This is a genomic window from Paenibacillus sp. MAH-35 (assembly GCF_058135425.1).
In genome coordinates this window covers 94561-106379 of record NZ_JBYUPU010000003.1, presented here as the reverse complement: position 1 = coordinate 106379, position 11819 = coordinate 94561, and the positions used below count along the sequence as shown (strand labels likewise).

Below are 11819 nucleotides of genomic sequence, written 5' to 3'. Positions count from 1 at the left end.
GAGGGTTCCTAAACCGATGAAAATTACGAAGATGGAGCTGTTTAAAGTTCCGCCGAGATGGCTGTTTCTGAAAGTGGAAACCGACGAAGGCATATCCGGATGGGGCGAGCCGGTCGTCGAAGGGAAGGCCGATACGGTCCATGCCGCCGTGACGGAGATGAGCGACTATTTGATCGGCCAGGACCCGATGCGGATCGAAGATATTTTCCAGGTGTTGTACCGCGGCGGCTTCTATCGCGGGGGACCGATTCTCTCAAGCGCGATCTCGGGAATCGAGCAGGCGCTGTGGGATATCAAGGGCAAGTTTTACAATGCCCCAATCTACGACCTGCTTGGTGGGGCTTGCCGCGACCGGACGCGGGTGTATTCGTGGATCGGGGGAGACCGTCCCAGCGATGTGGGCGAGGCGGCGCGACGTCAGGTGGACGCCGGATTTACGGCGGTGAAGATGAACGCGACGGAAGAGATGCATTTCATCGATTCGATTCCGAAGGTGGAGGCGGCGATCGCCCGGATCGCAGCGGTCCGCGAGGCCGTAGGGAAAGAAATCGGCATCGGCATCGATTTTCACGGCAGGGTTCATAAGTCGATGGCCAAAATATTGGTGAAGGAGCTCGAGCCGTACCGTCCGATGTTTATCGAGGAGCCTGTGCTGCCGGAAAACAACGAAGCATTGAAGGAAATCGCGAAGTACACGTCGTGCCCGATCGCTACGGGCGAGCGGATGTACACCCGCTGGGGCTTTAAGGAATTGCTCGCCCAAGGCATCGTCGATATTATTCAGCCGGACTTGTCGCACGCTGGAGGCATTCTCGAGACCCGGAAAATCGCGGCGATGGCCGAAGCTTACGATGTGGCCGTCGCTCCGCACTGCCCGCTCGGACCGATTGCGCTCGCTTCGTGCCTGCAGCTCGATACGTGCTCGCCGAACGCCTTTATCCAGGAGCAAAGCTTGGGGATTCACTACAACCAGGGGTCCGATCTGCTCGATTATTTGAAGGACCCTTCGGTGTTCGCCTACAAGGACGGCTTCGTCGCCAACTTGACCGGTCCGGGACTCGGCATTGAAGTGAACGAGGACAAAGTAAGAGAAATGGCGGCGGTCGGCCACAATTGGCGCAATCCGGTGTGGCGCCAGGAGGACGGCACGGTGGCGGAGTGGTAAGGGACCCGATGGTGTGCGTGCGTGTGAACGTGCCGATCTGCGAGGAACTATTAAATCGCGTGGGCAGGAATGCTCATTATGTGCCAGAAAGATCAAGAACATAACTGTGCTAAAGGGAATGAAGGAGGCTGTCGATTCAATGTGGACAACCAAGTGGAAGGGAAAGATTACGTTCCGGCGAGTTTTGTCTGGAATCCCCTCCTTGCAATCCTAATTAATCAAGGGATTCCCGACAACCTGTTGGAGCAGAAGCAGGTAACTTTTCACTTGGAACGGCCTGCTGTCACTTCTACGGCAGTATTCATGAAGGGGATTCCTTCCTTGGCGTTAGAGAACGTATACTCAGGTCCGATCTAACGAATCGTATGGTGCTTATCGCTGAAAAACGACATTATTCCAGACGTAACGAATCCGGGGATCGTTATTGAACCCAAAGTGGAGAAAAAGCGATCCGATTTGCGGAAATAACGATACGAGAATTCGTTACAAATTCAAACACTCGCATTCGGCTCTGATAACGGTTGCTGGGTTCGTTAGCGATACCACCGCAAAAAGACAACGCGACTAGGGCGAGCGGCTGGAGCGAAGGAAGGGGGTGGTACCCGTTCCCTTCCACATGCAACGTATGGATTTGCGTGCCAAAGGACCGTCAGGGTGATTTCCCCTGACGGTTTTCCTTCGAGATCAGAATGTTAGGTTACTCACCGAATGAAAGCGAAGATGAGTTCGGAATTCAAAGGATTCCGGACAACCTGTCTGAGCAGAAGAAGGTAACTTTTCACTTGGAACGGCCTGCTAACACTTCTACACAATGAATCGACAGCCTCTAGCCGCAGACGATCTGCTACCAACGTCGTGGAAAAGGCTTCGTATCCGGGCGCGGTCCGCCGCACGCACATTAACCAGCATCCTGCCTTCCGATAATGCTATAATTAGGAAGCTGCCACGATTACCAATTCACAGGGGAGCCTGTAACGAGGGAGGAACAAGGGATGAGGAAGCTGCGCTTTGGAGTATTGGGTACCGGACATATTATCGGAAAAGCGGGTCCTGCGCTGCAGCAAGCCGCGAACGGCGAATGGATCGGCGTAGCCGGGAGAAATGCGGAGAACGGCAGAAAAGCGGCGGATACATACGGGGTGCCGAACGTCTACGCATCCTATGCGGAGCTTCTGGACGATCCGGAGATCGACGCGGTATATATCGCCCTGCTGAACCATCTGCATGCCGAATGGGCAGAAGAAGCGGTCCGGAAAGGCAAACACGTTCTGCTCGAAAAACCGTTTACGATGAACGCCGCAGATTCGCAAAAAATCGTCGATTTGGCGAAAGCGAACAACGTTCACATCGAGGAAGCGTTCGTCTCCCGTTACCAGGAAGGACATCATTTCGCCAAAGCCGCCATTCGCGACGGAGCGATCGGCGACGCCGTCTATTTCCGCGGACATTTTGCTTTCACCGCACAGGAGCATAGCACCAGACTGGTGAACGAATGGGGAGGCGGCGGTGTATACGATATCGGCTGCTACCTCGTGAACTGGAGCCGTTATTTGTTCGGGGAAGAGCCGGAGTCGGCTGACTGCCGCCTGATCCGGAAGGACGGCGACGGGGTCGATATGCGGTATGCCGGCACGCTGCAGTTCCCCGGAGGCGGGACCGCTCTTCTGACCGGCGGTCTGGATATGCCGTATGGGTGCGGCTATGAGGTGCTGGGGACGAAGGGCAAGCTGGAGGTCAAGCAAACGGCCAACGCACAAGCCGTAACTTTGCAGGTGACGGTGAACGGCGAGACGAGCGAGTTCACGACGGACCGGATTACCCCGTTCCGGCTGCAAGCGGAACAATTCGCCAAACATGTCCTCGAAGGCAATTATTTGCCGGACGGAGGAGAGGCGATTATGGCGCAAGCCCGCGTCCTGGATGCGTTATTCGCCTCGGATGCCAGCCGCAGCCGGGTTCGGATCGGCTAGCTGTCCGTCCGCTCCGATGTTCATTCACACAATCTTCACAACTCCCGTTCTATAATGATTACGAAAATAAGGGGGGGAGTCAACGTGAAGAACGACGAAGAACATCCGGACGAACAAGCCAAACGCAACAAAGCGAAACTCGTCCGGCGGTATTTGCAGTTCGTAAAGCCTTACCGGTATTATATTATGGCGATCGTAGCACTTGGCTTGCTGCAGTTCATCGTTCCTCTCGCCAGCCCTTGGCTGACGAAAATCCTGATCGACGACGTGCTGGGCCAAAAGCCGGACTCCGGCTGGACGCTGCAGCGCGTCGTAACTACTTTTGCCGTCCTCTATGGGGTAAGCGTCATCGTAAGCTTTGCCCGCAACAACGTGACGTCACGGCTCGGCAGCCGGATGGTGGCCGGGATTCGCAGACAGCTGTACGAACATATTCAGAAACTGTCGCAGCGATTTTACGACAGCCGGCAGGTCGGAAGCATATTATCCAGAGTCATTAACGATGTGAACGGGGCGCAAAACCTGGTCGGTTCGAACGTAATCAATGTGGCGTTCGATATGATCATGGTTATTTTTGCGGCCTGTTTCCTGTTTTCTCTGAACGTAAAGCTGGCTTTGCTGTCGCTCTGGATTTTGCCGATCTACTATTTGACGTTTACCAATTTGAACGTGCGCATCCGCTTCGCCTCCCGCTCGGTGAACCGGCAGATGGAGCGGATCTCCGGGGTGCTGGTCGAGCGCATCTCCGGGATGAAGATCGTGCAGTCGTTCAACCGCGAGCAGACGGAGCTGCAGCGGTTCGACCGCCAGTCGGAGCAGCATATCAACCATTCGCTCTCCGCACAGCTGTTGTCCAATACGCTCGGCCGGATCAGCCAGACGGTCGGCTATTCGGGGACGCTTATCACCTGGGCGATCGGAGGAGCCCTCGTTCTGCAGGGCGAGATGACGATCGGCTCCCTGGTCGCCTTTAACGCTTATTTGGGCCAGCTGTACGGACCGATCCAGCGTTTCGCCGAAGTGAACGTTACGATCCAAAATGCGATGACGAATATCGAGCGGATTTTCGAAGTATTCGATATCGAGCCTGATGTTAAAAATGCGGAGCGGCCGCTCCCGATGAAGAACTGCGCCGGCGATATCCGCTTCGACAACGTTTCGTTTACGTACGAGACGGAGCTGCCGGTCTCCAAGGGCGACAAGGGCGCGCCGGTCGACCCGGATATCGTGGAGAAAATGAAGCCGCCGAAATCGTTTTACTGGATTCCTCCGAAAACGAAACCCGATCCGCCGCCGACGACAATCGAGACCCGGGTCGCGCTGAAACGGATCAGCTTTCACGCCAAGCCCGGACAGGTCGTCGCCCTGGTCGGCCCGAGCGGAGCGGGCAAGTCGACGCTGATCAATTTCATCCCGCGGTTTTACGACGTGAATGAGGGCGCCGTGTATGTGGACGGCCGGAATATTAAAGAATACGATATCTACGACCTGCGCAAGCAAATCGCCGTCGTCCTCCAGGATAACATCTTGTTTTCGGGAACCGTATACGACAATATCGCCTACGGGCGGCCGGAAGCGACGATGGAGGAAGTGTTCGAAGCGGCGAAGGCGGCGAATGCCCATGAATTTATTATGAAGTGGGACAAAGGATACGACACGGTGCTCGGCGAGCGCGGCGTCCGGCTGTCCGGAGGGCAGAAGCAGCGGCTCGCGATCGCCCGGGCGCTGCTGAAGGACCCGAGAATTCTCATACTCGACGAAGCGACGTCTGCGCTCGATGCCGAATCGGAAGAGCTGGTCACCGAAGCGCTTAATAATTTGATGAAAAACCGGACCACCTTCGTCATCGCCCACCGTCTGGCCACCGTCGTCCGGGCGGATCAGATCATCGTGATCGACAACGGCGAAATCGCCGAGTGCGGCACCCACGACGAGCTGATGAAGCGGAACGGGCTGTACCGCGAGCTGTACAGCAAGCAATTAAAAGCGATGCGTCCCAAAGGGATGGAGCAGTATATGCTGAGATAAAGGGTTACAAACGCATATGGAAGCGAAGCTAACCTGTCAGGCAGGATGTTCCTGACGGGTTGGCTTGTTGTGCAGGAAATGGAAATGATAAGCCTGCTAACCTAGCGGAGCGGAAACCGTTGGATGCGGGAGATTGATTCGGGTAATCTATAAGAGTTGGAGACAGATCATGTCAAAACACGGATACGGGAGGACTCGAATATGGACTACAGAATCGAGAAGGATACGCTCGGCGAAGTGAAGGTCCCGGCGGTTAAGCTGTGGGCCGCTCAGACGCAGCGCAGCTTTGAAAATTTCAAAATCGGAACGGAGCGGATGCCTGCGGAGCTGATCCACGTATTTGCGATGCTCAAGAGCAGTGCCGCGGCGGCAAACCTGCAGCTGGGGAAGCTGGACGCGGAGAAAGCCGAGGCGATCATCGCAGCGGCCGATGAGGTAACGCAGGGGCAGTGGGACGATCATTTCCCGCTCGTCGTCTGGCAGACGGGCAGCGGCACCCAGTCGAATATGAACGTGAACGAAGTGATCGCGAACCTCGGCAACCGGCATTTGGAGCGGAAGGGAAGCGCGTCAAGGATTCATCCGAATGACGATGTCAACAAATCGCAAAGCTCCAATGACACGTTCCCTACGGCCATGCATGTGGCCGCGCTCCTAGCTGTCGAAGACCGCGTTCTGCCGGCGATCGCCAAGCTGAAGGCGACGTTTGCGGAGAAGAGCGAATCGTTCCGCGAGCTGATCAAAATCGGCCGCACCCACCTGCAGGACGCGACGCCGCTGACGCTGGGACAGGAGATCAGCGGCTGGCACCGGATGCTCGACAAGACGGAGCGGATGATCCGCGACAGCGCCACCCATCTGCGCGAGCTGGCGATCGGCGGAACCGCCGTCGGCACCGGAATTAACGCGCATCCGAAGTTCGGAGCGCTTGTGGCGGAGGAGCTGGGCAAGCGGACAAGCAAAACGTTCGTTTCGGCCGAGAATAAATTCCATGCACTCACCAGCCACGATGAAATCGTATTCGTTCATGGCGCCCTGAAGGCGCTGGCCGCCGATCTGATGAAGATCGCCAATGACGTGCGCTGGCTGGCCAGCGGTCCGCGAAGCGGGCTCGGAGAAATTAAAATTCCCGAGAACGAGCCGGGCAGCTCTATTATGCCGGGGAAAGTGAACCCGACGCAAAGCGAAGCGATGACGATGGTTGTCTGCCAGGTGATGGGCAACGATGCGGCGATCGGTTTTGCGGCGAGCCAAGGAAATTTCGAACTGAACGTGTTCAAGCCCGTGATCATCTACAATTTCCTGCAGTCCGCCCGTCTGCTAGCAGACGCGATTCATTCCTTTAACGATCACTGCGCGGTCGGCATCGAACCGAACCGGGACGTCATCCGCCACCATCTGGAGCAGTCGCTGATGCTCGTCACCGCCTTGAACCCGCATATCGGCTACGAAAAAGCCGCGCTGGTCGCGAAAACGGCGCACAAGGAAGGCATTACGCTGAAGGAGGCGGCTGTCCGAAGCGGGCTGCTGACCGAAGAAGAGTTTGACCGGATCGTCCGGCCCGAGCTGATGATCCGGCCGCAGGAAAGCTGAAAGGGACCGTCCCGGCGGGGTTCTTGGCTCCGCCGCTCCGAAATGCTACTATTATACTAACAACGGGTAGACAGATTCGGAGGGAATGGATTTGGATTACGCAGAGACGGCTACAGTACTGATTGTCGAGGATGATAAGGAAATCCGCGAGCTGATTCGCCTATATTTGGTCAAAAGCGGCTTTCGAGTCGAAGAAGCGAATGACGGCGTCTCCGCTTTGCGCGTATTTGAATCGGCAAGGCCGGATCTTGTATTGCTCGATATACAATTGCCCGGGGGGGACGGTCTTACGCTGTGCGAACAGCTCCGCAGCGTGTCGAACGTTCCAATCGTGTTCGTCAGCGCCCGCGGCGAGGCCGAAGATATCGTGCATGGACTTAGTCTCGGAGCCGACGACTATATTCCGAAGCCGTTCGACCCCGCGGTCGTCGTGGCGAGAGTGAAAGCGAACTTGCGCCGCGCTCCGATCTATCGCAGATACGACGCCCCGGTACCCGTTCCTTCCCGGGAACGGACGATTCCGTCCGAAGGGATTCATATCGATACGAGAAAAATGACCGTCCACGTGAACGGTCAAGAAGTAAGGATGTCGGCCAAAGAATTTATGCTGCTTGCCTTTCTCGCCAGCCGTCCGGACGAGGTGTTCTCCGCCTCCGAGCTGTACGAGCACGTATGGGGGAGCGACAGCAACGACGATCCGCGCACGGTTATGGTCCACATCTATAATATCCGCAAAAAGCTGGAGCAGGACCCGGCCAATCCCCGGTATATCATCAGCGTCCGGGGAATGGGCTACCGGTATGAAGGGACTGCCGCACGCTGACACAAGCTTGAATGTGTCCGGTTGCTTTGGTTCGGGCATTCGGTGGCCCGCTCGCCCGGCGTGCGCGAAGGCCGGATCGGCTTGACGGCATGGCGTAAAGCTGGCGCTGCTCCTCATCCCTTCTGGGGCGGCAGGAAGCCGAGTACGGTCATATCGTCTCTTTGCGGCTCATCGCCCCTGTACCGGTCGATTTCCGCTTCCAGCATCGTCCGCTGCCGGTCGAAGGGAGCGTCTCCATTCGCCGTCACCCACATTTTCCACCGCGTCTTTCCGTACGAGTAGTTTTTGTCCCCGCCGTTTTGATCCGCCAGCCCGTCTGTAGTCATATAATGGATTGAATCCGGTCCGACCTCGATTACTTTGTTCGTGTAAGGGTAGTCGACGGGCGTCTTTCGGTAGCCGACCGACTTGCGGTCGCCTTCGTATTCCGCCAGCCCGTCCGGCGTCCGGACGAGCAGCGAACAGCCCGCTCCCGCAAATACGGTCGCGGTATCGGTCAGCAGACATAACCCGATGTCGAGTCCGTCGTCGGTTAATCCTTCTTTCCCGTTCTGATTAAGCGTCTGCTTGATCGAGCGGTTCAACCGGGTCAAGATCGCAGCCGGATCGTCCGAATCGGAATGTACGAGCTGATCGAGCAAGGAAACGGTCATAATGGACATAAGCGCTCCCGGCACTCCGTGACCGGTGCAATCTCCCACTGCTATCAGAAGACCGCGCTTCACGCGTTTCAGCCAATAGAAGTCCCCGCCGACGCGATCCCGGGGCTTCCACAAAATAAAGTGGCCCGGCAGCGCTTCCTTCAGCTCGGCATCCGTCGGTAGAGCCGAGACTTGAATGCGGCTGGCGTAGTCGAGACTATCGAGAATTTTCTCGTTTTGCTCGGCGAGCTCCTTGGTCCGGGTCGCGATTTGCCGCTCCAGCTCCTCGTTAAGCTCGATCGCCCGTTTGTAAGGGTCGGCCAGCTTGCGCGACATATAAGTAAAGAAAAAAACGACGGTCAGCAGGGAGATCGCGACGGCGGCAGCCGTCTGCCATTGAATCGTTTTCAGAAACGAGATCGCTTCGTTGCGGTCAACGGCTACGACGAGCGACCATTCGCTGGATGCGATCGGAAAAAGCATGACGTCCTTCCGGTTGCCGTCCGCATCCACGTATTCGGTCACCGCCCGTTCCCGGTCCATCATCGACAGCAAGCGGTCGGCCGATTCCGTAGGCATATAATCGCGCATGTTGTGCCCGTTCTGGGCGAATTCGTCGGACAAATAAATTTCCCCGGACTTGTCCGTCAGCCACAGGTTGCCGTGAAGCCCGTATTTGTACTCCCCGAACTGCTGGGACATATCCTGCAGACTGAGCCCGATGCCGACGACGGAGATGGGCACGCCGTTATGGCGCATGAGCGCATTAACGAAAATAAACGTATCTTTGCGCTCCTCGTTGTAGTCGATGTCGAGCTGAACCGGCCTGCCGTCCTCCAGCGTCCTGAAAAACCAGGCATCGTCCGGGTCGCTTCTCGTCATCGTATCGAGCAGTTGACCTTGTTCCGTCCAATACTGCCCGGTCAGAACGCTGACGATAAACGAATTGTCGTATTGGAACTGCTCGGTCATGCGGCGAATCGTCTCCAGCGCTACCGTCTCTTCTCCGCCCAGGCGTTCCCCGCCCAGTATCCATTCGTTCAAATCGCGGTTGCCGGCGAGCAGCCGGGCCGTCTCCATCGCCCGTTCGATCCGTCCGTCGATTTTCGAAGCGATCGAACCGCCGATATATTCGAGATCGGTTTCCTTCAACTTTTTGACGGACTGGCCTTTCGTAATGTAGTAGGCGATAACGCCGGTCAAAATGATCGAAAACACGATGAGTACGGTTGCGAACACCGTTACTTTGGCCGCTCCGGCATCGTAGAGAGGATTGGCGCGCAGCCGCGATCGGTCGGTGGAGCGGGGGCCGCTCATGGCTCGTCGGACTCCTTGGCGATGATATCGAAAGGCAGGCTTAAATCTTCCTTCAGCTCTTCCGCGCATTCGAATTCGCTTTCATTATCCGGGCTGCAGTACCACCGTACGCTGACCCGTTTCCCGTCCATATAGGCGGTATCGAATCTGTCCAGCAACATCATCAGGCATTTGGTACTGCTCGTATTGATGTAAGGCATCTGGAATTCGATCGCCGATTCGGTGTCGGACGGGAGCCGGGACAAATAGCTGTCGATCCATTCGAAGATCGGCTCGTAAAACTTAAAGGCGTTCTCCGGATACGATTGCCCGGTTATCGCCAGTACGCGGGTATTCTCGTCAAAGGTTACGGCAGGAGTGCTCTTCGTAGCGACAAGGTGTAAAGGTTCCATTTATACGACCGCCTTTAAAGTGAAAAAAGCTAATTGCTCGTCCAGCTCGGTAACGAAGTATTCCAGACTGCCGGCCTTGCGGGCGATATCGATCAGGCCCAGACCTGCGCCGTCGGAAACGTCCGGCGTCTCCTCGCGGAGCTTTTCTTTGTAAAGCTTCTTCAGCTCGGCCTTGTCCATCGCGACTAACGAATCGATCTGTGAGGTAAGCTGCTTCAAATCTTCCTTCTCGACGGCGTTGCCGGAGCAGACGAAGTAGCCGTCTTCGGCTTTGCCGATCGTGACGATGCTGGAGTGCGCGATTTTCTCGTAGTTGGCGCTGATTTTTCTGGAGGAGCAGTAGTTATTTATATTTTGCGTCTGCTCGATAAAGATGGAGAAGATGACGGTCACTTCATTGCGCGGACGGTCCTCGTTCTCCAGATACGTTTTGACGGCCGTTCCGTATTCCTCAATAAGGCTTTGTGACAGCTTGCCTGCAAAACTGATTAATATGCCGTGCTCGCGCAGCATATTTTGGACATGAATGAGGTGTTGGTGAATCAACGGCTTCTTCCCCCTGTATCAATATGGTTGTCGGCGACTGCCGCTTACCGGTCCGCGGCGGCGGCGGCCGCATCGCTGTATACCGGAATGGAGAAATGGAACCGGCTCCCCGCCCCCGGAACGCTTGAAGCGCCGATCACGCCGCCGTGACGGCCGATGATTTCCCTGGAGATGGACAATCCGAGACCGCTCCCTTGGACTTCGCTTGTACGGGGAGCTTCGCCCCGGTAAAACCTTTCGAATATATAGGGAAGCTCGCCCGGGTCGATTCCTTCCCCGGTATCCTCGACGAATAAGTTGAACCAGAACGGGGAAGACGGCTCCCGGTGCGGTCTGATCAATACCGAGGCTTCCGGCGGACTCGCCGTGATGGACCCGTATACGCGCACAGATCCGCCTTGCGGCGTATATTTCAGCGCGTTGTCGACAAAGTTGGTGACAACCTGCTCGATCCGGAGCGAGTCTATATAGATGACGGCCGAATCTTTCTGGTTCAGGAGCAGCAGCTCGTCTTCGTCGGGAGCGGGACCTTTCAGCAAATGCACTTGACGGCGCTCTGCAACAAGCGACTTGAAACGCAGCGATTCGTACCAGCGGCCGAGCGGCCGGGGTTCTAAATGAAACGGAAGTTGATTGGCCTTCAGCGTAGAGAGCTGAAACAAATCGGAGATCAGCTGATTGATCGTCAGCAGCTTCTGGTAAACCATCGGCAAGTAATGTTCGTCAGGCTCGATCACGCGATCCATAAATGCTTTGACATATCCTTGAACGGAAGTGATCGGAGTCCGGAGTTCGTGGGAAATGTCGGATACCAGCTGCTTGCGCAGTTGTTCCTGGTTCTGCAGCTCGGCATGGGCGGCCCTCAGCTCCTGCTCGCGGTGCTTCAGCGTCCTGCCTTGAATATCGCTGATCCGCGACAGCTTCATCGTCGTTTTGAGCAGTTTCTCGTAATGGCGGACAAGCTGCTCGTAATCTTCCGGCTCCGGACTGCCGCCTTGAGTGAGTTTTCTTCGGGCGGCACTCAATATGCGCTGTTCTTCGGCAAAGACATCATGTTCGGTAACCGTCTCGGACTCCATATTTCGACCTCTCTCCAGGCACATTATAGCTCCATATTATATCACACCCTTCTAAAATCTTTTAGAGGTTGTTCAAAAAGTCCGCTTTTGATCATGTAGCCGATCAGAAGCCTGCTCGACTCGCACTTTTATAAGTTTCGAGCATAAAATAGTAACTTTGCTTGATATAATTCGTAACAGGAGAGTCTATCCGCAAGAGGAGCGGAGACTGGGGAACGGACTGGACCAAGGTCCGGGTCGGAAACCGACGGCGGTCCGTGTTACG

General features: G+C 56.1%; 9 protein-coding genes. 5 read left to right on the top strand and 4 right to left on the bottom strand.

Translation table 11 applies throughout. From position 1 onward, the window contains the following. Nucleotides 1-16: 16 nt before the first annotated feature. The 5 genes from dgoD to AC3Y2E_RS03980 all read left to right on the top strand — a co-directional run bounded on the left by dgoD (nt 17) and on the right by AC3Y2E_RS03980 (nt 7579). Nucleotides 17-1165 (top strand): galactonate dehydratase, encoded by a 1149-nt coding sequence (gene dgoD, locus AC3Y2E_RS04000; RefSeq protein WP_379207382.1) that lies wholly within the window; start codon nt 17-19, stop codon nt 1163-1165. Nucleotides 1166-2157: 992 nt separating this feature from the next. Continuing rightward, nucleotides 2158-3135 carry a Gfo/Idh/MocA family protein gene (locus AC3Y2E_RS03995; protein ID WP_379207380.1) on the top strand — a complete coding sequence of 326 codons (978 nt, stop codon included), beginning with the start codon at nt 2158-2160 and terminating at the stop codon, nt 3133-3135. Nucleotides 3136-3219: 84 nt separating this feature from the next. Continuing rightward, nucleotides 3220-5163, top strand: coding sequence for an ABC transporter ATP-binding protein (locus AC3Y2E_RS03990; protein WP_332074161.1), 1944 nt, complete (start codon nt 3220-3222; stop codon nt 5161-5163). A 201-nt stretch (nt 5164-5364) separates the two neighbouring features. Then, complete coding sequence (fumC, locus tag AC3Y2E_RS03985; RefSeq protein ID WP_332074162.1) at nt 5365-6756, top strand: class II fumarate hydratase; 1392 nt, start codon at nt 5365-5367, stop codon at nt 6754-6756. A gap of 91 nt (nt 6757-6847) precedes the next feature. Beyond that, nucleotides 6848-7579, top strand: coding sequence for a response regulator transcription factor (locus AC3Y2E_RS03980; RefSeq protein WP_379207376.1), 732 nt, complete (start codon nt 6848-6850; stop codon nt 7577-7579). A 113-nt stretch (nt 7580-7692) separates the two neighbouring features. Here AC3Y2E_RS03980 and AC3Y2E_RS03975 read toward each other — a convergent pair whose 3' ends face one another. The 4 genes from AC3Y2E_RS03975 to AC3Y2E_RS03960 are packed head-to-tail and all read right to left on the bottom strand — an operon-like array spanning nt 7693 to nt 11554. Next, nucleotides 7693-9537, bottom strand: a complete 1845-nt coding sequence (locus tag AC3Y2E_RS03975) for a SpoIIE family protein phosphatase (protein WP_379207373.1) — start codon at nt 9535-9537, stop codon at nt 7693-7695. Then, on the bottom strand, nt 9534-9929 hold the full coding sequence (locus AC3Y2E_RS03970) for a DUF1987 domain-containing protein (RefSeq protein WP_379207371.1): 396 nt from the start codon (nt 9927-9929) through the stop codon (nt 9534-9536). The genes AC3Y2E_RS03975 and AC3Y2E_RS03970 overlap by 4 nt, the downstream gene beginning before the upstream one ends. Next, the gene (locus AC3Y2E_RS03965; RefSeq protein WP_379207368.1) at nt 9930-10475 is read right to left on the bottom strand and encodes a SiaB family protein kinase; all 546 of its coding nucleotides are present in this window, start codon (nt 10473-10475) and stop codon (nt 9930-9932) included. A 44-nt stretch (nt 10476-10519) separates the two neighbouring features. Continuing rightward, on the bottom strand, nt 10520-11554 hold the full coding sequence (locus AC3Y2E_RS03960) for a sensor histidine kinase (protein WP_379207366.1): 1035 nt from the start codon (nt 11552-11554) through the stop codon (nt 10520-10522). Nucleotides 11555-11819: the final 265 nt, after the last annotated feature.

Bases quoted from the DNA above. Each gene is read 5' to 3' on its own strand.
- dgoD (WP_379207382.1), top strand. From the start codon at position 17: ATGAAAATTACGAAGATGGAGCTGTTTAAAGTTCCGCCGAGATGGCTG.
- AC3Y2E_RS03995 (WP_379207380.1), top strand. From the start codon at position 2,158: ATGAGGAAGCTGCGCTTTGGAGTATTGGGTACCGGACATATTATCGGA.
- fumC (WP_332074162.1), top strand. From the start codon at position 5,365: ATGGACTACAGAATCGAGAAGGATACGCTCGGCGAAGTGAAGGTCCCG.
- AC3Y2E_RS03975 (WP_379207373.1), bottom strand. From the start codon at position 9,537: ATGAGCGGCCCCCGCTCCACCGACCGATCGCGGCTGCGCGCCAATCCT.
- AC3Y2E_RS03970 (WP_379207371.1), bottom strand. From the start codon at position 9,929: ATGGAACCTTTACACCTTGTCGCTACGAAGAGCACTCCTGCCGTAACC.
- AC3Y2E_RS03960 (WP_379207366.1), bottom strand. From the start codon at position 11,554: ATGGAGTCCGAGACGGTTACCGAACATGATGTCTTTGCCGAAGAACAG.